At 47.1% G+C, this 21,555-nt stretch carries 21 protein-coding genes and 1 riboswitch; of the genes, 5 read left to right on the plus strand and 16 right to left on the minus strand.

Annotated elements, in window-relative coordinates; all coding sequences use genetic code 11:
- Window positions 1–33: 33 nt before the first annotated feature.
- A complete protein-coding gene (locus HPY31_RS04370) occupies window positions 34–774 on the minus strand; it encodes a 2-phosphosulfolactate phosphatase (RefSeq protein WP_371811673.1) in 741 nt (246 codons plus the stop codon).
- A 188-nt stretch (window positions 775–962) separates the two neighbouring features.
- Here HPY31_RS04370 and HPY31_RS04375 point away from each other — a divergent pair, with 188 nt between their 5' ends.
- Window positions 963–1,334, plus strand: coding sequence for a hypothetical protein (locus HPY31_RS04375; RefSeq protein WP_371811666.1), 372 nt, complete (start codon window positions 963–965; stop codon window positions 1,332–1,334).
- 145 nt (window positions 1,335–1,479) lie between these two features.
- Here the strand turns inward: HPY31_RS04375 and HPY31_RS04380 are convergent, their stop codons facing one another.
- Window positions 1,480–1,683: a cold-shock protein gene (locus tag HPY31_RS04380; protein WP_007729289.1), complete on the minus strand. Its 204-nt coding sequence runs from the start codon at window positions 1,681–1,683 to the stop codon at window positions 1,480–1,482.
- Window positions 1,684–2,113: 430 nt separating this feature from the next.
- Here HPY31_RS04380 and HPY31_RS04385 point away from each other — a divergent pair, with 430 nt between their 5' ends.
- Window positions 2,114–2,458, plus strand: coding sequence for a rhodanese-like domain-containing protein (locus tag HPY31_RS04385; RefSeq protein WP_253901672.1), 345 nt, complete (start codon window positions 2,114–2,116; stop codon window positions 2,456–2,458).
- 84 nt (window positions 2,459–2,542) lie between these two features.
- Window positions 2,543–2,700, plus strand: a riboswitch (cyclic di-AMP (ydaO/yuaA leader).
- Between the two features lie 7 nt (window positions 2,701–2,707).
- The gene (locus tag HPY31_RS04390) at window positions 2,708–3,508 is read left to right on the plus strand and encodes a CAP domain-containing protein (RefSeq protein WP_172138738.1); all 801 of its coding nucleotides are present in this window, start codon (window positions 2,708–2,710) and stop codon (window positions 3,506–3,508) included.
- A 64-nt stretch (window positions 3,509–3,572) separates the two neighbouring features.
- Here HPY31_RS04390 and HPY31_RS04395 read toward each other — a convergent pair whose 3' ends face one another.
- The 3 genes from HPY31_RS04395 to def form a co-directional block, all read right to left on the minus strand.
- Window positions 3,573–3,725 (minus strand): hypothetical protein, encoded by a 153-nt coding sequence (locus HPY31_RS04395; RefSeq protein WP_016743657.1) that lies wholly within the window; start codon window positions 3,723–3,725, stop codon window positions 3,573–3,575.
- 100 nt (window positions 3,726–3,825) lie between these two features.
- A complete protein-coding gene (locus tag HPY31_RS04400) occupies window positions 3,826–4,836 on the minus strand; it encodes a homoserine dehydrogenase (protein ID WP_172138740.1) in 1,011 nt (336 codons plus the stop codon).
- A 30-nt stretch (window positions 4,837–4,866) separates the two neighbouring features.
- Window positions 4,867–5,394 carry a peptide deformylase gene (gene def, locus HPY31_RS04405; protein ID WP_172138742.1) on the minus strand — a complete coding sequence of 176 codons (528 nt, stop codon included), beginning with the start codon at window positions 5,392–5,394 and terminating at the stop codon, window positions 4,867–4,869.
- 178 nt (window positions 5,395–5,572) lie between these two features.
- On the opposite strand from def, the gene HPY31_RS04410 reads away from it, so the two are divergent.
- On the plus strand, window positions 5,573–6,880 hold the full coding sequence (locus HPY31_RS04410; RefSeq protein WP_172138744.1) for an aminotransferase class I/II-fold pyridoxal phosphate-dependent enzyme: 1,308 nt from the start codon (window positions 5,573–5,575) through the stop codon (window positions 6,878–6,880).
- 123 nt (window positions 6,881–7,003) lie between these two features.
- Here the strand turns inward: HPY31_RS04410 and HPY31_RS04415 are convergent, their stop codons facing one another.
- From HPY31_RS04415 to dacB, 10 genes are all read right to left on the minus strand, one after another.
- Entirely contained in the window at window positions 7,004–7,912 is a 909-nt protein-coding gene (locus tag HPY31_RS04415; RefSeq protein WP_172138746.1) for a DMT family transporter, read from the minus strand.
- Window positions 7,913–7,973: 61 nt separating this feature from the next.
- Window positions 7,974–9,149, minus strand: coding sequence for an acyltransferase (locus HPY31_RS04420; protein WP_172138748.1), 1,176 nt, complete (start codon window positions 9,147–9,149; stop codon window positions 7,974–7,976).
- A 126-nt stretch (window positions 9,150–9,275) separates the two neighbouring features.
- Window positions 9,276–10,070 (minus strand): YqjF family protein, encoded by a 795-nt coding sequence (locus HPY31_RS04425; protein ID WP_172138750.1) that lies wholly within the window; start codon window positions 10,068–10,070, stop codon window positions 9,276–9,278.
- 6 nt (window positions 10,071–10,076) lie between these two features.
- Window positions 10,077–11,489 (minus strand): FMN-binding glutamate synthase family protein, encoded by a 1,413-nt coding sequence (locus HPY31_RS04430; protein WP_172138752.1) that lies wholly within the window; start codon window positions 11,487–11,489, stop codon window positions 10,077–10,079.
- Window positions 11,490–11,623: 134 nt separating this feature from the next.
- Window positions 11,624–12,838: a DUF418 domain-containing protein gene (locus tag HPY31_RS29145; RefSeq protein WP_172138754.1), complete on the minus strand. Its 1,215-nt coding sequence runs from the start codon at window positions 12,836–12,838 to the stop codon at window positions 11,624–11,626.
- Between the two features lie 132 nt (window positions 12,839–12,970).
- A complete protein-coding gene (brnQ, locus tag HPY31_RS04440; protein WP_172138756.1) occupies window positions 12,971–14,314 on the minus strand; it encodes a branched-chain amino acid transport system II carrier protein in 1,344 nt (447 codons plus the stop codon).
- A gap of 183 nt (window positions 14,315–14,497) precedes the next feature.
- Window positions 14,498–15,190, minus strand: a complete 693-nt coding sequence (locus HPY31_RS04445; protein ID WP_172138758.1) for a YheC/YheD family protein — start codon at window positions 15,188–15,190, stop codon at window positions 14,498–14,500.
- A gap of 38 nt (window positions 15,191–15,228) precedes the next feature.
- On the minus strand, window positions 15,229–15,621 hold the full coding sequence (gene panD / locus HPY31_RS04450; RefSeq protein ID WP_015891382.1) for an aspartate 1-decarboxylase: 393 nt from the start codon (window positions 15,619–15,621) through the stop codon (window positions 15,229–15,231).
- 84 nt (window positions 15,622–15,705) lie between these two features.
- Entirely contained in the window at window positions 15,706–16,770 is a 1,065-nt protein-coding gene (locus tag HPY31_RS04455; RefSeq protein ID WP_172138760.1) for an Ldh family oxidoreductase, read from the minus strand.
- Between the two features lie 167 nt (window positions 16,771–16,937).
- Window positions 16,938–19,832, minus strand: coding sequence for a D-alanyl-D-alanine carboxypeptidase/D-alanyl-D-alanine endopeptidase (gene dacB, locus HPY31_RS04460; protein ID WP_172138762.1), 2,895 nt, complete (start codon window positions 19,830–19,832; stop codon window positions 16,938–16,940).
- Between the two features lie 179 nt (window positions 19,833–20,011).
- On the opposite strand from dacB, the gene HPY31_RS04465 reads away from it, so the two are divergent.
- Entirely contained in the window at window positions 20,012–20,554 is a 543-nt protein-coding gene (locus HPY31_RS04465) for a hypothetical protein (protein ID WP_016743644.1), read from the plus strand.
- 262 nt (window positions 20,555–20,816) lie between these two features.
- Here HPY31_RS04465 and HPY31_RS04470 read toward each other — a convergent pair whose 3' ends face one another.
- Window positions 20,817–21,548 (minus strand): ABC transporter permease, encoded by a 732-nt coding sequence (locus HPY31_RS04470; RefSeq protein WP_172138764.1) that lies wholly within the window; start codon window positions 21,546–21,548, stop codon window positions 20,817–20,819.
- Window positions 21,549–21,555: the final 7 nt, after the last annotated feature.

Genomic DNA, 21,555 nt, shown 5'->3' on the forward strand with positions numbered 1-21,555 from the left:
GTTACCGAATGAGGGATTCTTTATGCGAAAAGACTAAATCGCTTCGTACGCAAAATCATCGTTAAGCACTGGAACTGCGCCACTCTGATTCCACTGCGCTGCAAGTTCGACATCTTCCGGGTACCCCATACTGATCAGCTCTTGGCCAGAAGCACATTTCTGCAAGTAAGCAGGAAGATGATCTTGGGTCACTCGAAAGGCTGCCACTGCTATTTCGGCCTCTGGTGACAATCGATACCCTGTCAGTTCATGAAGTAGCGCACCTGCCGCAATCATATCTTCAATAGCGGGTCGCAATGCTCCATTCCCCCACCGCTCACCGCAAGCAATGACGGTTACGGTTCCATTCTGCTGCTGTATGTATCTGGCCACAGATGGCGCGTTTCTCAAGCAGGCAGCGATTACCTTCGCACCAGTTTTCTTCGCCAACACGGTACAGGTCGATCCGTTTGGCGAGGGTAATACGATTCTACTTCCCATTGGAACCGTTTTCAGACAGGCGGGTGAAAGGGAGATTGGTTCTCCGCGTTTTCCAGCGAGCAGCGCTGCTTTTTGTTTGGCGAATGCTACGGTGGACTCGTCCTTTACCTGATAAGGATAAACGATACCTCCTCGTCCCGTTACGATATCGACACACGTGCTGAAGGAGAGCACATCGATAATGACGATCATATCCGATGCTGCTCCGACCTGTTCTACCCCTTCGTATCCCCAATCAAATCGAGCTGTATAGTCTAGTTGTTTGCATACAGTTCTATCTCCCAAACCCTCCACCATCCTCTATCCAAAATAGTTACTCGTCCCCTTACGTTCGCCGTTACAAATTAAGACAAGAAACAATATCGTATTATTGTCCCACTAGATTAAAAAGAATGGAGTGAACATGGATGTCTGAAATCGAATACGACGACGATCAAGGTAATTCGGAAAAAAGAAATCACAGACGCCCAAGAAAAAATACTGTGAGAACGACCGGTATTTTGCAAAACAACCTCGCCCGTGCTCTTACCGCTCACCTCGACCTAGTAAATCTGAACACAGAAGCGGTTGAAGTACGTGTGCAAGTATTAAACTGGGGTAACGCAGTTACGCAAACGAATCCAGTTAGCACTTTGCTTGACATCACGCAATTAATCCCTGCGAATACTCGCACTGCTTTCAATGCACTGGTCCCCGCTTCTTTCCACTATGAAGTGCGCCTTACCGTAGCAGAAAACAACAGAAATGTCCTTCTCACCACTTATGGCCGTACTTCTATCGGCGGCGGTCAAGTTGTTGGTCTTACCGTTCTTGACAGTCAATTCCAAACTGTCGAAATCGAAACTTGTATTTAACTATCTTGTAGGAAGAAAATGAGGAATTATGGTGGGACGCCATAGTTCCTTTTTTCATCCATTCGCATGCAGGAAAAGGCGCTTGGGACGACCACGACAAAAAAAGAAACTGCCCTCGAAAGGACAGTTTCTTTGAAAAGGAGACTTACAGTTTTACTACGTTCTCAGCTTGTGGGCCACGGTTGCCTTGAACGATGTTGAATTGAACTTTTTGACCTTCGTCCAAAGTTTTGAAACCGTCACCTTGGATTGCGCTGAAGTGAACGAATACATCGTCTCCGCCTTCTACTTGAATGAAACCGAAACCTTTTTCTGCGTTAAACCATTTTACTGTTCCGTTCGTTTGCATCTAAAAAAACCTCCAAAAATTCAATTTGAATATGCTAGTCATATTTACCGAAGCAAATAAAGCTCACATATCATGAAGAAATACCAGATCATGTGCGATGATACGCCTTCATGATATGTGAATTTTACTTATTCAGTAAATATGCAAATGTCATAGGACGGAACTGCAAAATTAAAAACTAAACCTTTTGAAAACCTAAAACAATGAAAGCCCTTCCTCTCTTCCATCCTTGCGGCTCCGATGACCGCGCCAGTGTGAATCGGGGATTCAAAAATGTTATCCATCAGCATACAAACACCTCGATGAATGATTAGGTATCAATTTTTCAAGTAGCAACCTCATTCTACCATGGTTGTCCAATAAAAGCAACCGTTCACCCTTATTCTGGACGATGCGGAACTCTGATACAATAGGATTGGGAGGGATTACATTGCAAAATCATATTTTGACAACCATTCAATTATCCGAAATGCTTGAAAAGAAAGTGCCCGTACTTTTATTGGACGTACGCGACGCCGAGAAATTTGTTTCCGGCAGCCTCGTTCACGAAAGCGCATCGACGCAAAACGTCCCCTATCTTCTAATGAAAGAACAGGACAAGCCGCTTGATGAAGAAACCGAAAAACTCGCGCAAAATGTGCAGATCGTTACCTTATGTACAACAGGTAACAAAGCTCAAAAAGCTGCGGCTCTCCTTCGTGAGCATGGTTTCCATGCAAATGCATTGGAAGGCGGCTTAACCGCCTGGAAGGAACAATCAAACGAAACAAAATGAGCCTAATTTATCAACGATTCTAGCTATTTGCCATATATTACTCCTTTATTTCGATTGGGATTGTCTGATATCGTTGTTCATGCCAAACGAAATAAGCCGAGACTTCCTCTTTGAAAAGGAAGTGCGGGGGACTTTTTTGTGGATGAGCTATTCCACATTGGGGTGAATCGCCACACTGGCGTAGGGTTGTTTCCTCAATCCGAATCCGACAACTAACCTCGTAGGCAAAAAAAAGGAGAGATTTGTTTTATGAAACGTTTTGGTTCTGTTACAATCGCGATGACTCTTGGTCTGGGCTTGGCTTTGACAGGGTTTGCTTCTTCTGCTTCCGCAGCATCTAACTGCCCATTGAAGAACGGACAATTCCAATTCAATGTGGGTCAAAATATGGGACAATTCCAAAAAGCACCAAATGCTCAACAGTTTCTTAACTTTTTCCAAAAGCAAGGCTTTGTTCCTGGCCAGCCACAAGCAGTACAGCTAATGCAACCTGTTAAGCAAGGACAAGCTACACCTGTACAACAACCATGCCCGTATCAACCAGGATCTTTCCAACAAGCTCCCGTACAACAAGCTCCAGTACAACAAACACCAGCACAACCAGTACAAACAGCACCAGCACAACCTACCAATACTGTCACTGAGCCTGCCGCTCCAGTAAATCAAGCGGATCAAGCTAAGACGGGTGATTTTGCGAAACAAGTCGCTGATTTGGTAAACCAAGAACGTGCAAAAGCAGGTCTCAAGCCTGTTCAAATGGATGCAACACTGTCCAAAGTAGCTTTGGCAAAAGCACAAGATATGTCTGCTAACAACTATTTTGACCACAACAGCCCAACGTACGGTTCCCCATTTGACATGATGAAGCAGTATGGCATTCAATACTCGACTGCAGGTGAGAATATCGCCATGGGTCAACAGAGTCCACAAGAAGTCATGCAACAATGGATGAACAGTGAAGGCCACCGCCAAAACATTATGAACCCTGACTTCACGAAAATTGGTGTCGGCTTCACAAATGGCTACTGGGTACAAGAATTTATCGGGTAACACGCTTTGCACGAAACGAAAAGCCGGTTTCTCTTAATCGAGACCCGGCTTTTTCGTGTAGGCATTATTCCGGCTGTGTTTCAGAAGCCTGTTTTTTGGGGGTACAGCAGCTTTCCTGCTCATCTAGCAAAGCAACGTCCTTTTGATTCATTTCTTGCTTGGTTGGGTAAGCAGATACTTGCTGCAGCTCGGCATTGACATCAGACGATTGTTTCATCCGTATGGCCCCCTCGCCGTTTTTGGTGGTGCATCCCTAGTATGCACGCGGTTCTAAACGACTCATTCCTAAGGAACACTGGAAGCACATGCAAATGAACCTATCTGCTAATAATATGTTCAAGGTCTTTTAGGGCAGCCGCTGCTGCCGCGACAGGATCTGATTTTCCTCCAACGACCAATAAATCTCCCATGACATCTGTTTCTACCCTGATTGCTTTTGTCGTACCTAATACGGATGCAAACGGATGGGTAAAATCCACCGCACATAGCTCAACTGCTACTGTAAGCGTACCATTCGCTTCCTTTTGGATCGTTCCGATCAGCTTGGGAATCTTCGTATGCTTTTTCCACGTCTCGATTTGTAACGAGGTTATTTCGCGAATACTTGCGCGTGCGATATCGGTTAGATTTACTTGCCCGCCAAAAGCAGCGTTTGCCAGGATCGTGAGCTTCGAAGCTGTATCCCAACCATCGATATCGTAAGAGGGGTCCGGTTCGGCAATCCCCATCTTCTGAGCGAGCTCGACTGCTTCTGTACAGGTGAGCCCCTCTTCCATCATTTTTGTAAGCACGAAGTTCGTCGTTCCCGTAAAAATACCTTCAACTCGTTTTACTTCACAGCCTGCCAGGTTATACTGCAAAAGATCGATCGTCGGCAGAGCTGCTGCTGTTGCCCCACTAATTTTCAACGCGGTACCATGTTTTTTGGCAAGAGCGGCCAAACTAGCATAATCAACAACTAGCGCACCTTTTGAAATCGCGATCGCATGCATGGCATTCTCCAATGCATACCGAATATAAGTCAGACCAGGTCCACCCTCTTTTTCAGATGGACCTGCCTCGATGAGTACGTCTGCTTGAACTGATTTGATAAACTCCAGCGCGTTCCAGGTTGGGTTCCCTGCTTGTTTTGTATGAGCATAGTCTGCCCATTTCCCTGAATCGATTCCGTTCTCATCATAGAGGCCGGACGTTGAACGAACGATTCCCACGAGTCTGACATCCGCTTGATATAGCTCGCGGTACCGCTCCCGTCGCTCTTCCAGCAGTCTGGCTACCTGCTGTCCTACTGTTCCGAAGCCTGTCACCATAATATTCCAACGTTTCATGAGTCAATCTCCTTGCTGTTTATGCTTCGTTTATTTCCACCATTTTTTTCTATTTTTATCTTGTATCCGGTGCAAATCCTTGCGATTCAGTTTCTTTCCTGTTTTTGCCGAGTAGAGCTCTTCCGTATGATCAATAAACAATATTCCTTCCAAATGGTCCATCTCGTGCTGAATACACCGAGCAAGGAAATCTTCGGCTTCGATTGTCTTTGTTTCTCCTTGGCGGTTCAGCGTCTGGACTTTGACATAATTCGCCCGACGAACGATTCCGAAAACACCTGGTATTGAAAGACAAGCTTCTTGCCCTACCTGCTCACCTGATTTTTCTATCAACACCGGATTGATTAGTTCAATCAAGCCGCTGCCGCAATCCATGACAACTAAACGCTTCGGGATACCAATCTGGATCGCCGACAAGCCTGCTCGACCTTTCGCAGCGTAAATGGTTTGGGCCATATCATCCAATATCTTTTCAACCTGCGGAGTAATGGAGCGTACTCTTTTTGAAGTTTCACGCAAGATAGGGTCCCCCAGGCGAACGATCATGCGTTCAGCCATTTCCTTCTCCCTCCCGCATTACTCAGTTTTCGATATCAAGGTAGCAAATCAGGTCCTCGCTGTCAAAAAGAACCTCGCAAAATCTGAAATATCCCCTTGGGCAAGGGTGACAAATGCATGTAGATACGCTATCTTTATTGGTAAAGATAGATGTTTGTATATGAAAAGGGAGGCTACCATGCATTCATTGGCATCAACGCTGAACGAAACCATCCAACGAGAAAATCCGCACGTGTATGAAATGCTGTCCAATATCGCCAAGCTGATCTATTTCCCAAAAGAGGGGATTCTCAGTCAATCGGCAGAAGCGAAAGCAAAAGCGAAAAAGTACAACGCAACCATCGGGATTGCACTGGAAAACGGTCAACCGATGCACCTGAAGGTCATTCAAGATAACCTGTCTGCTTACCAGCCAAAAGACATTTACGAATATGCGCCCCCAGCAGGAAAGCCTGAACTGCGTGCAGCATGGCGTAAAAAAATGATTGAGGAACAGCCTTCGCTGGCTAATCATACGTTTAGTAACCCTATCGTTACAAACGCTTTGACGCATGGCCTGAGCATCGTGTCTGATTTGTTCGCTGACAGCGGCGACAGTGTCATCATCCCGGACAAAAACTGGGAAAACTACGAGCTTACTTTTTCGATCCGCCGTGGTGCGGAAATGGTCTATTACCCATTATATAACGACGAGATGAAATTTAATGCTGCTGGTTTGCGCGATGCCATTCTCGCACAAAAAGAAAAAGGCAAGGCCATCGTCGTACTCAACTTCCCGAATAACCCAACAGGCTATACACCAGGCCCAGAGGAAGGAAAACAAATCATCGCTGCGCTCAAAGAAGGCGCAGAGGCTGGAATCAACATTGTTGCGGTGACAGATGACGCGTACTTCGGCTTGTTCTTCGAAGATTCGATGCACGAATCTCTCTTCGCTGGCCTGTGCGATGTTCACCCTCGCATTCTGCCTGTAAAAGTAGATGGCGCTACCAAAGAGGATTACGTATGGGGCTTCCGTGTTGGCTTCATTACGTATGCATCCCCGTCCAGCGACTTGCTCAGCGCTTTGGAGCAGAAGACAATGGGAATCATCCGCGCGACTCTTTCCAGCGGATCACATCCTTCCCAAACATTCGTCCTGCAAGCAATCACTGCACCGGAGTACAAAGCACAGAAGCAGGAGAAATTTGATATCATGAAAGGCCGCGCCAACCGAACCAAGGAAGTGCTCGACAGCGGTAAATACGATGACGTGTGGACCTACTATCCATTCAACTCCGGCTACTTCATGTGCCTCAAGCTAAAGACTGTCGAAGCAGAAACATTGCGCCAGCATTTGCTGGAACAGTATGGCGTGGGTACAATCGCTCTCGGTCAAACCGATTTGCGCATTGCCTTCTCTTGCATTGAAGAAGAAAACATTGCGGACTTGTTCGAATTAGTCTACAGCGGTGTGAAAGATTTGGAAAATGCATTGACCAAATAACAAGCTCTATTGCAAAAGCGTCTTGACCTCGTGTCAGGGCGCTTTCATTTTCTTCTTTTATAAAAAAAGACCCGGATACCCACGAAATAAAAATGCGAGGGTTTCCGAGACCTTTCCATCAAGCTATTTCCATTCGCTTTCCATCGACGAACGTATACGACGAGGCTGCTGTGTACCGATAAAAATGGAGGCGAGCACCAGGATCATCCCCACCCCATGCATCCAAGTAAATGCTTCATTCAAGAAAAGGACAGCCACGAGAGCAGCGCTTATCGGCATCATTCCAGTGAACAAGCCAGCTTTGGATGCCTCCACCTTCTCCACCCCTTTGTACCAGAGAAAGAAGGATAAGACGCTGGCCGTAAATGCATAGTACACGAGAAGCCACCAAACTTTTGCAGGTACGGCACTCCAATCAAACCGCAAGCTTTCCCAGATCGCAAATGGAAGAAACAAGACAAAGCTGATGACATTAATTGCAGCCGTCATTTGAAAAGGCGTAATTTTCCCAGACAGTCTTTTGGCGAAAATCGTGAAAAGCGCTTCGCTGACGACTGCAAAAAATACGAACAAATTGCCAAGCATACTTACCCAGTTTTGCTCCACTCCGCTACCTGTGAACGTAATGAAGCCGATGCCGCCGACTGAAAGACCGATTGCCACTAAGCTGTTGGCGTGTAATTTTTCCTTGAGAATCCAGAACGAAAACAAAGCGATGCAGGCAGGTACCGTACTCGTAATAATACCCGCGGCAGTAGCAGTCGTCCACTGAACACCGTACAGCATGCAAATACTAAACAGGAACACGCCGAAAAACGACTGCCAGAATAGCACCTTGCCTTCGTCACGGCTCCAAGACGTTTTCCATTCTCCACGCATAGCGAGCAACGGCAATAGGATGACGATCGCAAGCAAAAAGCGCAGCTCCGAAAACAAAAACACGGGAACATGGGAAACAATTTCTTTCCCGATGGAGATGTTGCTTCCAACCAAGGCCATAGCCATGGCTAACTGTATGTAAGCGAACAGCATGACGATCCGCTTCCCCCTTCAACCTCCTACCATTCTTTGCATCTGGCCAAACTACCTGCGATTACCCTGCGTTTTGCCATTCTTTTTGAGAGGACGGGACCTTTTTTGTCTTTTTCTCGGCAGCCCCCACTAGCCAGGAACCAAACGGCAGTTTTCCCAGCCCATATGATAGGGCGAAGGAAAGAATCGAGCACAAGACAAATGCGACCACACTTCCCCACACGCCTGTGTGAAAAAGCTGAAGCTCGCGCAAAAACTTCATCAAGTACGTTAAGATCAGCGCATGAATCAAATAAGCGCCGTACGAATATTTCCCAAGAAGTCCTAGCCAATGTGTCCATTTGGACTGCTTCTTGCTCATCCATAGGCAGAGAGCGTACACAGCCAGTAGGCAAGCCATCGTATAGAGGAACATGGACGGCTTCAAGGATGTCGCTACGTTTAAATTGATCTGGCCTTGCCCTGAATCACGGAAAAGCTCATACCCAATGACTGCGTACAGGACACCAACCGAAATGATGATCCATTGCCAGTATCTTTTCAGCATGGCACGAAATGCAGGCAACGTGAAAGCGACCAAGCCACCGAACAAAAAGTAATAGAAATAATAGAACGCATTTCGATCGCGGTATTTGATGAAATACGTATCAAGCCAATTCATATCGAATCGGAAGCCGTGCGCCGGGATGTACCGCGCTGAAAACCACATGAGGCCCCCATAGATCAATCCGGTCACACCAAGTGTGAGAACAAGACGGAAGCGGCTTGTCACGAATCTGCGGAAAAGTTCAAATACTCTTTGCCAAAACGGATACAAAAGATAGAACTGAAAAATCATCACGACGAACCACAGATGATACGAGGATGTCCCTGTCACGAAGTTTTTGCTTACATTCCAAATGAACGCTGCTCCCTCACCCATGGGCTTCTCCATCAAGTAAAGATAAACCACCGACCACACTCCATACGGAACCAAAATCTCGGTTATCCGTTTACGCGTGAAGGAAATATAGTTCACTTTTTCGGAGTAGTTGTAAAACAATACAAGACCCGTGATGAAAATGAATGCTGGAACCGCGAATTTTAGCAAATGAAACAGCATTCCGTAGATGATCGACACCTGCTCTGTCAATCCCGGCTCACGGATGTATACACCAATGACATGCTGATAAACCACAGCCAAGAATGCAAAGGCCCGGATCAGATCCAACTCACCAATTCGTTCTTTTCGAGCCATAACCAAATACCAGATCCTTCCTCTTTTAAGAAAAAAAGTACTCTTCCCATCTTACCGACCAAAAGTCAGTCTGACAAGTCTCAAATCGAAAAAGACTGATACGCTAACGAGCAGTATCAGTCACCACTATCCTCCTTGATCCGAAGATAGATCCGCTAGGCTGCGAATCGGCCAAATCAGGCTTTGTACCCCACGTGAATACAGTGCTAGATGCGGAGAATCCGTGAGTGAGATTGACAGATTTTCGGTCATCGCGTTTTCACGAATATGAAAAGCTATCTCCTGTAGCTGCCACGGCTCGTGTACGACATCCGCAAACATCAATTGCTTCGTTCTGTTACACCTGCAAAAGAGCGTGTATCGCTCAGTCAGCCAATGCACCAACGTTCCCTCTTCGGTGAGAAATTTGTCACTGAGAGGCTGGTAGCTGCCTTTGAACGAAGGAGACTGAGATAAACCAGATAAGCGTCGGGAGGTGAAATCAATCCGATCCGCTTGGCGATGAAAGGCCATTTGGGCCCGATAATACGGCAGTCGGTACCAAAATTTTGCAATCTTGATCACGAGGGGATTCGACGTATCCAGCGAAAGAAAATACACGCCCGTCTTCCCTTTCGCCTTCACATACGTCCGCACATTAATTTCAGGGAAAGTCGTCGTGAATGGTACAGATGGCATCCCCCGCAGACGCACGCCACTCAGCAAAAACGGGATAATACTAATCCATGCCTTGCCATCGTAGGTATCGAGCTCAAGCCCTGCTGGAATCAGCGCTTTGATAGACGCCGGGGAAATTGCCCAATGTAAAAAAAGTAGATGCTCCCACGTCTGAGTCATAGTCCATCCGTTATACTGGGCAGGCGACTTGATTTGGATGATTCTCTGTTCGATACGAATCCCTCCCATTCGTACGTCGATCAAGCGGTTTTAACTGGAAGAGGATGAATGATAGGCAAGGGGTACTTTTGTCACTTTGCTCGTCATCTCATCGAGTGAGACGAGATCCGCGGCGGTCACTTCACGAAGAGACGTTTTCCCCAGCGCGAGAATGGCAATTTCCATCTCATCCACAAACGAAAGAAAAAAGTTAGTCAAGTATTTCGCGGCTGATTCGGGGTCGAATTTGTTTTTCAAGCTCCCTGGATAGGTGGTCAGCTCTGTCGGCGGTTCCCACGGTATTGCTTTTGTCACCTGATCATGAGTCATCGCCCACAAAAGAGCCGTCCCCATAAAGATGCCGTCTGCTCCCAAAGCAATCGCTTTTAAGCACTCACCTGGGGTATTATAGCCGCCCCCAGACAATAAGGTTATTCGTTCTTTCACACCTTTTTTCTTCAAATAGTGCACGGCGCGGCTCAGCGCATAAATCGTTGGCAAACCGAAATCATCCTCCAGGATCGGAGGTCCTCCTTTTGTCCCTGCTTGTCCGCCATCAATACTGATAAAATCTACACCGGCTTGGATGACAATCTCCAGGTCTTTTTCTAAAATGGCACTGGCACAGATTTTGACGCCAATCGGGACGCCGTCTGTTATGGTGCGCAGATTGTCTACGAGCTGCTTGAGGTCTTCGGGCTTCTGTACTTCCGGATGCCGCGAAGGAATGACAATCATTTCTTCGTCCTGAACCCCCATGATTTCAGCAGCTCTTCCCTGAATATATTCAGCGGGGATAAAACTCGCGGAAGCTGCAGTCGCCCCCTGTCCAAAATGGATTTCGATGGCGTCCGCCTGTCGCAAAATTTCCGGCTCCTTTGCCCATTTTCCCGAGTTGTATTGGAGAATCAGATGTCTGGCGAATTTCCTTTCTTCCGGCAGTAACGGACCTTCCCCCGTATTCGTCAAACTCCCCACGGCGGCCGTTCCTTTTGCAATCGCGATTTTCACATCCTCACTTACACCGATACCGTATCCCATCGCTCCTGCCATGATCGGAATGTCCAAGGTTAACGGCTTTTTTGCCATGGGTCCAATCGTAATTTGCATATCCACTTCTGTATCCTCACTCGCAGGCATCTTGGCCAGCTGTGCAGGAGAAAATATCAAGCTATCGAAGTTCAAGAACTTGCGTGGACTTCCGAAAGGACGTTCGATGGCTTGTCCAGTAGCTGCTCGCAAGCTGTTCTCCAGAACGTAGCGTGGACTGACTTTGGTCATTGCAGAGACCATCTCGAAAATATTTTCCGGATAGCGGTCTGACATAAGGCGCTTCATGAACTTGGCGAGTAACCATTGTGTAAGAGGACGAAAAAGACAGATCAAAAGCAGTCCCACCACGATGAGTGCTACCATCGATCCTACAAAGGAGCCGATCAAAAACGGAATCCAGTTGCCAGCCATCCTCTTTCTCCTTCCTACTTTCAAAGCGCTGCTGCTTGTTACTCGGCTTGTGAGATAGGAAAATTTTGCCCCAACCCTTCCACTTTTATCCGATGCTCTGCCCTCACGCTGAAGGAACAAAAAAAACGTCCACCTTAACTGGACGTTTTCGAGAGAAGCGCTCCTTTTCGTTTCATTGGTACAAAATTGCCGTATGTCAAACAACGCCAAAGCCATTCTGCCGGTCCAAACTGATAATTGGCGAGCCACCAGCGACTAGCCAAGATTTGCGCAGAGAAGATCACCAAGCTCAACACCAATCCGAGCGCCAACCCTGACGTTCCATACAAATGTCCAACACGTACAACCAATATGACGATGATGGTTTGGCTCAAATAGTTGCTTAATGCCATTCTGCCGACCGGTTCCAAATGCTTTAGTATGCGCTGCCCGCTCTCTTTCCGATAAAGAAGCAGCAGTGACGTGATGTAAAAAGCGCACAGACTAAGACCGCTCCAGGTGACAAAAGTCTGAACGGCGACAAAGATCGAGGCAGGAAATTTTACGATGCCAAATTGAACAAGCGGAATCATCGGTACAAGCACAACACTCAAGCTTAGCGCCAGCCACCATACACGCCGAATGGCTGAAATAAATTCTTCCGTCCTCGCAAATACTCCCCGCTTGGCTGCCAAGAATCCGAATAAAAAGAGAGGAAATACCGATAGGATGACAAAAAACTCAAAGGGAAGAACGACCGGAATTTCGTACCCAACCCGGAATTGCAACCTCTCGATAATCGATCCATTCGTATAGGCATTGATTGCCTTTTGAATGAGCGATGACTGATCTGGCATAGAAACCAGGTCCTCGGGAACAGTCAGCATCAGAGCAGACAGGGTCTGCATACCAATCAAGAGCGTCCACGCCCATCTTTTGATTGTCTTTTCTTGCCTGTGGTAAAACAGCAACAGGAGAAGACCAGCTAGGGCGTACGTATGAAGAATGTCTCCATACCAAAGAAAAACGAGATGGGTCATTCCGAAAATCAACAGAACGGCTAGTCTGCGAGTAAATAGGCTCCGATAAGGCAACTGCTTGTTCTCGGCACGGTGCATAAACAGAAAAAAGCCTACCCCAAACAAAAACGAAAAGATGGTGTAAAACTTCGCTTGTACAAACATGTTAAACAAGAGCCGTATCCAACCATCTATTTCCGAATGGGTATTGACCATCCCTGCATCTGGTAAGAACATGATGGGATACAAAAATGACGGCATATTCACTAGCAAGATCCCCAGAAGGGCAAAGCCTCGAATCCCATCTAGCTGTCTGATTCGCTCACCTTCTGCAACAGGTGATACTTTCACGTCAATGAACCTCCTCAACAACTCCTAAGATTTAACACTTTTAATACGAATGAATCTTGAAAAAAGTAACAAAATGCTTCTTCCACAACAAAAAGAGCTTCGCAAAAACGAAGCCCTCTCTTTCGTGCTACCTTATTCGGATGGGGAAGTCGTTGTTCCTGTTCCTGTGCGGTCTGTCCTTTTCCGTAAGTCGAGCAAAACACCGACAAAACCAGCAAATATTGCTGGCATGATCCAACCCGCCCCTTCCTTATAAAACGGAAGGACACCCAAGATATCGTTCCAGCTCTGATGAAAAAACGTAAGATTCATCAAATCCACGACACCAAAAACCGTCACAACGGCGACAGTGGTCATATACACAGACGAATGTGCAGGTATCCAGCGCTCTAGCAACGCCAACAAAATGAGTACGATAGCAATCGGGTAAATGGCCCCCAAGATCGGGACAGAAACACTTAAAATCTCCGATAGACCCAAGTTTGCGACGCCCATGCTCAGGACACAGAGAATAATCGCCCATGCTCTGTAGGATAAGCCTTTGAATCGTCCGTGAAAGTATTGACTGCAAGAAGTTACGAGTCCGATGGATACACAAAGACAGGCAACAGTAAAAATGACACCAAGAATCAGCGTACCGCTTGTCCCAAATAGCTGCCTCATGATTGCTGTCAGGAGCAGCCCGCCATTCTCCGGCCTTCCTAAAGACGCACCGGATGAACCAAGCAATCCCAAAATGACATAGATGAATGTCAGCAACATACCTGCTCCAATGCCTGCCTTTATCATATTCGCAGACAGTTGCTTTTTGTCCTCTATTCCCTTGCTACGAAGTGTATTGGCGATCACGATACCAAATACGAGTGCAGCCAAAGCATCCATCGTTAAATACCCGTCCAGAAAACCTTGCACAACGGGATTGGTGGCATATTTTCCTGCTGGTACCCCCGTTGGACCAAGTGGTGTGAATAAGCTTTTAACGTAGATCAATGCAATCATTGTCAACAGTGTAGGCGTCAGTATTTTCCCAAAGCGATCAATCAATTTGGAAGGAGTCAGACTGAACCAAAAGACAATGCCAAAAAATACGAGCGTATAGAGGAAAAGACTCCAGGGGGAATCCACAGCTTGCGCCGGCAAAAATGGCGCCATTCCCATCTCGTACGCGAGGCTACCTGCACGCGGGATAGCTAGTGCGGGTCCAATCGACACATAAATCAAAATAGGAAAAATAAGAGCAAAGCTTGGATGAACACGACTAGCCAATTGGTAAAAGCTCCCTGCTTTTGCGATGGCAATCACACCAAGAATGGGAAGACCAACAGCAGATAATACAAAGCCTGCAATCGACAGCCAAACAAGGGAACCAGCCTCTTGACCCAGATAGGGTGGAAAAATAAGGTTTCCTGCACCAAAAAACATCGAAAACAGCATAAAACTGACCAGCAGCATTTCTTTCTTAGACAAGTTTATCATCGATGTGTATATTACCTCCCATCTTATTGAGAGGCATTCTATCAATTTTTGCGTTCCTTCGCTAGTAGCAACGCCATAGTTGTAATTGAAAGATTTTTCTCACTACCATTCGTTTTAAAAAAGCAGAGAAAACCACCTGTCCATCTCTTACCGTTTGAACCACATCGACAAGTGGTTTTCCTTTTATCGTTTTCGCATGGAAACAATTCGTTTGTAAAAGGTCTTATCCTCCAGCTTTTGAAAAAGAGAAAGAGAAGGTCGGAAGTTGGCCTCAATAATCCACGGTTTGCCATCCACATCAATCCCTAAGTCCAAACCGATCTCCCGGAGTGTCGGATAGACTCTTCCCAATCGATTAGCTACTGCCGATGCTATCATGCGGATATCACGCAAGAGATGCGAGCCCGCTTTTATATTCGACAGCTTGATTGCCGTCTGGATGGGCAAAACTTTTCCACGGCTGCGAGCCACATTTGTCACGACAAAGCCCGGACCTGCAAGCTTTGCACACCACCCAGTTATGATCCAAGGCTCCTTGTTGCTCCTGCGCTGGATCATGACACGCACATCAAAAGGCTTGCCCTTGATTTTCCCGAGTGGGATACGTGGCTGGAGCAGATATGTTTTGGGTCGAAACAACGATTCCACGTATCGGATCGTGGCCTCCTTCCCCTCCACGAGACGCTGACGACTCCCACTATGGACCAAATACTTCTCTTCTCCTCGCGCCGTTACTTGAATAATCCCTGCCCCACCGCCGCCTCCCGAAGGCTTCAGCATCACGTGTGTAAACGCTTCTGCATACTCCCAAAGCTCTTCAGGAGAGTACACGCGGGTTTTGGGCAAATACTCCAGCAAAAATTCGTCTTTGACCATGTGCTTATGCTTGCCCCATTTTCCTACGTTAGGCGGTTTTATGGCAGTGTCTCTCCATTCTTTATCAGATGATGCTCCTCTATTTTCGTGATGCGATTCTGTTCGTCCACAAACACGACCTTGGGAACGAGCTGTTCCATCTCGGATTCATCGTACATGCCCATACTCAAAATGATGACGAGATCTCCCGGAGAGAATAAGTGGGCAGGTGGACCGTTCAGACAGATGACTCCGCTTCCCGATGCTCCGGGTAACGCGTATGTTTTCCAGCGCGTGGCATTACGCAAACTGGTTACTTGCACGATTTCATAAGGCTTTATATCTGCCGCATCCATGAGAGCAACGTCAATTGTGATACTCCCCACGTAATCCAGTTCGGCCTGCGTAACTGTCGCTCTGTGAATTTTGCCTTTGCACATGTGTCTTTGCATAGACGGTTCACTCCTTTCCAAACCGATGACATTAGTCTATGTGGGATGGATTGTCCATGAAACCACCTGCGAAAGGAAATCTGATTAGGGGAAATAACACGCTGCCTGCAAATCGACTCCATAGGTGCGGCATAATTGGCTCAGTTCATTTGTCAGATTTAGATCGAAAGGAATACCGTTTTCCAAGCGTTCTTGCTTCTTTCGGCTCTCGATCTCCCCAGGAATGAAAATTTCCGTGACACCTTCTTTCCTAGGTACACTTTTCACCTCACGAATGTAGGCATCCATCATGGCGCAAAAATCGGGGAGTGGCATAAATCGTTCAATATCCACCGTCAAGAATAGATGTCCTACGTTTTGTGGATCGTGCCAATTGTCATACAGGCTTTTTACATGTGGTCCCGTTGCTGCCCCCGTTAGCAGCCCACACAAGATATCGATAAACATCGCCAATCCGTACCCCTTTGCTCCCCCGATCGGCAAAAGTGAGCCTAGCAAGGCTTTTGTGGGATCAGTCGTTTCCTTCCCATTGGCATCGATGGCCCAATCTGCAGGAATGGATTCTCCTTTTTTTACGGCTAAGGCGATTTTTCCCCTGGCAGCAACACTAGTAGCCATATCTAGCAAAAAGGATGGCTCTTCTCCTGCCGGTATTCCCGCCGCAATCGGATTTGTTCCGAAAAAAGGGCGAATCCCACCTGTTGGAGCCATAGCTTCGGGGGCGTTGGAAAGAACAATGAGAATCTTTCCTTCTGTGATCGCTCGTTCTGCATAGTACGAACAGGAGCCAAAGTGGTTGGAATGACGAACACCAACTAGGCCGATTCCCATCTGCCGCGACAATTTAATTGCTTCCTCCAATGCCGCAACCCCGACTACCGCACCCAAAAGATTTTTGCCGTCTACCAGTGCTGTTGCTCCCTCCTGTTTCCATACCACCGGTTCATCATTCAATTCGATCAAGCCTGCTTCGATTCGTTGGATATAGATCGGCAGCCTCGCCAAACCATGGGATTCGATGCCGCGCAAATCAGCATGGATAAGGGATTCTGCGACAAGTCTTGCATGCTCATGTCTGGCACCTGCCTGTACAAGCACTTCTGTTACGACTTGCTCCAAACGCTTCCAATGAAAGAGTGCAGGGTGCATCTTTTCTTTTTCCCCTCCTTCACCGCTGTTCTATACTTCGTCTGCTTCCTAATCTGAATATAGATATGTCGCCTGTTGATTGACCGCTACAGGCATTGACCCAGTTCAGGAGACGATACCAACAGAAAAAAGGAGCACCTGGTAATTGGCACTCCTTTTTCGTATATCTATTCGTAACTGGCTAGTATCGTAATAATCTGATCCTGCATCTTGGTAAACAGCTCTTCATCCTCGACATACCCGTTGAACATAATCGATACGATGAGCTTCTCTTTGCCTTTGGTCGTGATATAGCCTGAAAGTGTGTTCACACCCGTCATCGAACCTGTTTTCGCATGAAGATTATTCGCGGCAGGTGTGTCCTTCAAGCGGTTTTTCAGTGTACCATCTATTCCCGCTACGGGTAAAGATTCATCATAAGTAGCAAATGTCGATTCTTTGGTCATCCCTTCAAGCACGGACGCGATCTGCCGAGCAGAAATTAGATTGTAGCGGGTCAAACCTGATCCATCCATCATGTCGAAGGTAGTATTCCCGCCAAGTGAAGCTACGGCTTCCTGAACGACCTCCGCACCACTGGCTGCGCTCCCTTTGCCTTTCTTTACCGCTCCGAGCGTCTTGAGGAGCATTTCTGCGTAGTAATTGTCACTTCGCTTGTTGAGGTACTGAACGATGTCCTTGAGCGGCAGTGACTCAAACTGTGTCCATTTCACTGCTGTTGGAGGAACTGGCTGGATCAGCACTTCGCTTTTTGGAGCAAACGCAATTCCTTGCTGCTGCAACGTTTCCTTCAGTACGGTCCCCACGTACTTGGCTGGCTCCTCCACAGGTACGCGTTCATAATCCCCTCCGTGATCAAGCGGGAGGTTCCCTGACAGTCTGATGGTATTTGTTCCACGGTCACGCAGGATCGCAAACGTATTTTCTTCCCCTTTTTGTACGGTCTTGGCTTCATTGATCACCTGCACATACGCTGTTTTGGGTAACACATTGATGTTCACTGGTTTACCAGCATCGTTCGCGGGTTTGAATTCGATCATGACCGTCCCTCGGTTTAATGCGAGAGCCCCTATGGTCGGGTTGTAATAGTAGCTCTCGTCATCCCATGCCCAGCCGAGGCCAAGCCGTTGTTGATCAAAGTAACTGTCATCCATCACGAGGTTTCCGTTGACACGCGTGATTCCTTGTTGCTTGAGCCACCCTGCTATTTTTTCAATCGACACACCTTCCTGTACCTGGAGTGCATTCTCCGTATGCAAGGTAGGGTCACCGTATCCTTTCACATACAGATTGCCTTGCTGTATGCCCGAAGAGGTGATCGGGGCATCTCCATACACTTCTGTTTTAAATACGTAATCCGAGCCAAGCTGGTTCAACGCTGTTGCGGTCGTCAACAGCTTCAAATTCGAAGCAGGGGTAAGCAGCGTATCCGCATCCCGCTCGTATAAAACAGGGTCACCTGTTGTATCCAACGATTTGATCATGATTCCAGCCGTTACCCCTGCTGCTTCCGGCGTATCTAGGATCGGATCGATCAAAGCAGAGAGTGGGTACGACTTTTTCTCTGGAAGGCTGAATCCTTCCGGTGCTGCGATATCCGGGTAGGTTGTTAATAAAATTCCGATTCGATCCTGTAGCTCCCTCGCATACTTCGATTTATAGATACCGTTGATCAAAATCGAAAAGGCCAGCTTATGGCCATTTTTTGCTGTTACATAACCCGACATGGTATTGACTCCGCTTAACGAACCTGTCTTTGCAGCTAAATTCTTTTCCGCACTGGTTCCTTTCATGCGGTTTTTCAAGGTGCCGTCTACCCCTGCGATGGGGAGTGATTTTTCCAGATCGGTTCGATATTCTTGCTCCTGCAAAAAGATAAGCGCATCGATCATCTGCTCTGGAGTGATCATATTAAATCTCGATAACCCCGAGCCATCGACCTGACGGAAGCCTGACTCAATGCCAGCGCGCTTCATCACGTCTGCTACCGCTTCACTGCCTGCTTCAAAGCTGCCCTCGCTTTTCTGAGTTACGCCCAACGTTTTTACTAGCATCTCCGCATAGAAGTTGTCACTATCCTTGTTGAGCTCCACCGTGATCTCACCTAATGGCTTGGACAAGTGGGTATAGAGAGGCACTCCGCCTTGCAGCACGGTTTTTTTCACTTCTGTCTTCGGATGTAAGGCTATCCCTTGTTTTTGCAACTGATCCTTCCAGAGATCGCCCACATAAAAAGCCGGGTCTTCCATCGTGACATCTTCATCATAAGGAGCTGCTTGCACCCCAATCGTACCGGATACGATGATTTCGTTTTTTCCGCGCGGACGCTCGACAAGCACGTTGCTCTCCTTGCCCGCTGTCGTTTTCAACTGGTTTGTGACTGTTATGTATGTAGTAGTTGGGTTCATCGTCAGGACGGGGGCATCGTTCACCGTTTTTCCAGGGGTTGCGGTTAGGGTCGTAACGTTTTTATTTACGGCTAATCCACTTATCTGCGCGCTGTATCCATACGGTTCGTCATCCCACATCCAGCTCGTGCCCAATCTGGTCTCATCGAAATAGCTGTCATCGAGAAGCAGGTTACCATTGATTCGTTTGATCCCCAAATCTTTGATGGCTTTTGCCATTTGCTGCAAATCGGCTGGCTTCAGGCTAGGGTCCCCATATCCTTTTAAGATCAGATCACCTTGTAATATACCTCCATTATTCACCTTTCCTGAAACAAACACCTCGGTTATCCATTGATAATCCGGCCCCAGCTTATCCATACCCGCAATGGTCGTAAACAGCTTCATGTTGGAAGCAGGGATAAAATTACGTTCGGCATTGTGCTTATATACGTACTTTTTGTCGGTTAGATCGTAGACCGCAATTCCAGCGTACATCCCCTTGCTATTCTCATCGTTTTTCAAATCGGCGAGGAATTTTTCTATGTGGAGTACAAGAGGACTAGAAGAAGTGGCCTCTTCCTTGGCTAGCGCAGGCGAAGCTGCTACCTGCAACAAAAGAGCCAACACGAAAAACAACGTACCGACACGTCGAAAAGCAAATAAATGATTCATGATAACCTCCTTGTCATAGTCTGGGCGATTTCAACCAACAAATCACAGTACGCCACCATGATAGCACGCATTCTATTTATTCGGAATATTACCATTATACTAAAAATATATAGGCATGAACGAGACCTATTCCGTTCATACTACCTTCAAGACTTCTTTTGTTTGGAGGAAATAGGTTCATGTTCTATCAATTGCTGCTTTGTCTGTCACTTCTCTGCAGCTTTTCATTCCCTGTCCATGCCCAAACGGACATCGGGCGGGTACAAGTAGATCCCTCCCCCTTTTCTTCCCTTGCGGAGCTCGTCAAAAAGTGCGACTTGATCGTCATCGGACGGGTAGATAGTACCCATCGGGCGTATCCCACGGGACGCACCCTTCCCCAGGGCAAGATCGTGAACTACACACAAAGACTCCAGGTAAAAAAGGCCGTAAAGGGCACAGCATCCCGACTATTAACCGTGGTCAGCACTGGCGTAGAGCCGCTTCCTGATGCCTCCAGTCCGCTCAACCTGCAATATCCCGGGCCGCTGGCGGAAGGGAATTATTTATTGTTTTTACGAAAAGTGAGCGGATCACAGATGTACAGTACAGCAGGTCTTTGGCAAGGCATTTATCCAATCTATCAAGGAAAAACCATTGCTCTTTCCAACCTTGGCTTTACCGAGCTGAACCAGCTATCACAAGAAGAAGCCATCCGAAAAATAACAGCGATATCCCGCTAGCACCACAGCAAAAAACCGCTCTATGAAACGAGCGGTTTTTTGACGCTTCCATCATGTGCTGTCAGTTGCGCATCACGTAGATAAAAATCACCATAGACACAGCACAAGCGAGTACGCTGAGAATAAACCCCCAGATCACCCATTTGCTATTCGTCTTGTTTATGTGTTTATCGTCCATGGAAACTTCTCCTCATTCGATCATTCACCTTCTATTATAAGGTTGTTTGACAGAAAAGGGAAACCGTTAATATGGCGAATGCTGTTAAAGACCTTCTCTCGTAAGACGACGAATCCCCAGTGCACAACCGCTCGTCACGAACAGTACACACATGACCACGAACGCCCCCAATTCTCCTAGTGACAAACTTTCTTGACTGAGCACGCCCATGCCAATCGTCAAAAGTGATAGAGGAAAAAACATCCCGAGCCCAGACACATACAAGCCCAACCCTACAAAAACAGAGCAAACACTAATGCCGACAGGTACAGCAAAGCTCTGTATCCGCGTAGAAAGCCATAGTTGGAAGGCGACGATGGCAAGCGAAGCCAGCCAGCCTCGCATGATCCATCCGAACACTTCCGTAGGAAACGAAAAATGTGCATGTAGTCCAGCAATGAAACCCGCGCAAATATACAGCATGAAGAAGAACAGCTGCACACCAAAAAGGAGAACGCCAACCACCACCAGCTTCGCGAAAAAAATCGTTGGAGTCGATACAGGCGCTGTCAAGATTACATTCCAGTTTCGGTTTACATGCTCCAATCTGCACGCAAACGAACAGCAGATCGCGATGAGAATGGGCAAGAAAAATTCTCCGTAGAACAAGCTCACCTGCGTCCACAGGCTGTACCAGCCATTTTGCAGGATCGCTTGGTTCATCCAGTAGTTGGCAAAACCGATCACCGTACTGAAAACAGGAAGCACAAGCAAAACGAGCCATATACGAGAGCCTCGAAGTTTTACCCATTCTGCTCCTAAACATCTGATTAGCATACAAGGT

This window comes from Brevibacillus sp. HB1.3, assembly GCF_013186635.1.
In the GTDB taxonomy this organism is placed as follows: domain Bacteria; phylum Bacillota; class Bacilli; order Brevibacillales; family Brevibacillaceae; genus Brevibacillus; species Brevibacillus brevis_D.

Excerpts from the sequence above, each read along its gene's own strand:
- dacB (WP_172138762.1), bottom strand. The coding sequence starts at position 19,832 with ATGAATCATTTATTTGCTTTTCGACGTGTCGGTACGTTGTTTTTCGTG.
- HPY31_RS04410 (WP_172138744.1), top strand. The coding sequence starts at position 5,573 with ATGCATTCATTGGCATCAACGCTGAACGAAACCATCCAACGAGAAAAT.
- HPY31_RS04420 (WP_172138748.1), bottom strand. The coding sequence starts at position 9,149 with ATGGCTCGAAAAGAACGAATTGGTGAGTTGGATCTGATCCGGGCCTTT.
- brnQ (WP_172138756.1), bottom strand. The coding sequence starts at position 14,314 with ATGATAAACTTGTCTAAGAAAGAAATGCTGCTGGTCAGTTTTATGCTG.
- HPY31_RS04415 (WP_172138746.1), bottom strand. The coding sequence starts at position 7,912 with ATGCTGTTCGCTTACATACAGTTAGCCATGGCTATGGCCTTGGTTGGA.
- HPY31_RS04380 (WP_007729289.1), bottom strand. The coding sequence starts at position 1,683 with ATGCAAACGAACGGAACAGTAAAATGGTTTAACGCAGAAAAAGGTTTC.
- HPY31_RS04390 (WP_172138738.1), top strand. The coding sequence starts at position 2,708 with ATGAAACGTTTTGGTTCTGTTACAATCGCGATGACTCTTGGTCTGGGC.
- HPY31_RS04465 (WP_016743644.1), top strand. The coding sequence starts at position 20,012 with ATGTTCTATCAATTGCTGCTTTGTCTGTCACTTCTCTGCAGCTTTTCA.
- HPY31_RS04470 (WP_172138764.1), bottom strand. The coding sequence starts at position 21,548 with ATGCTAATCAGATGTTTAGGAGCAGAATGGGTAAAACTTCGAGGCTCT.
- def (WP_172138742.1), bottom strand. The coding sequence starts at position 5,394 with ATGGCTGAACGCATGATCGTTCGCCTGGGGGACCCTATCTTGCGTGAA.
- panD (WP_015891382.1), bottom strand. The coding sequence starts at position 15,621 with ATGCAAAGACACATGTGCAAAGGCAAAATTCACAGAGCGACAGTTACG.
- HPY31_RS04455 (WP_172138760.1), bottom strand. The coding sequence starts at position 16,770 with ATGCACCCTGCACTCTTTCATTGGAAGCGTTTGGAGCAAGTCGTAACA.
- HPY31_RS04395 (WP_016743657.1), bottom strand. The coding sequence starts at position 3,725 with ATGAAACAATCGTCTGATGTCAATGCCGAGCTGCAGCAAGTATCTGCT.
- HPY31_RS04400 (WP_172138740.1), bottom strand. The coding sequence starts at position 4,836 with ATGAAACGTTGGAATATTATGGTGACAGGCTTCGGAACAGTAGGACAG.
- HPY31_RS04445 (WP_172138758.1), bottom strand. The coding sequence starts at position 15,190 with ATGGTCAAAGACGAATTTTTGCTGGAGTATTTGCCCAAAACCCGCGTG.
- HPY31_RS04430 (WP_172138752.1), bottom strand. The coding sequence starts at position 11,489 with ATGGCTGGCAACTGGATTCCGTTTTTGATCGGCTCCTTTGTAGGATCG.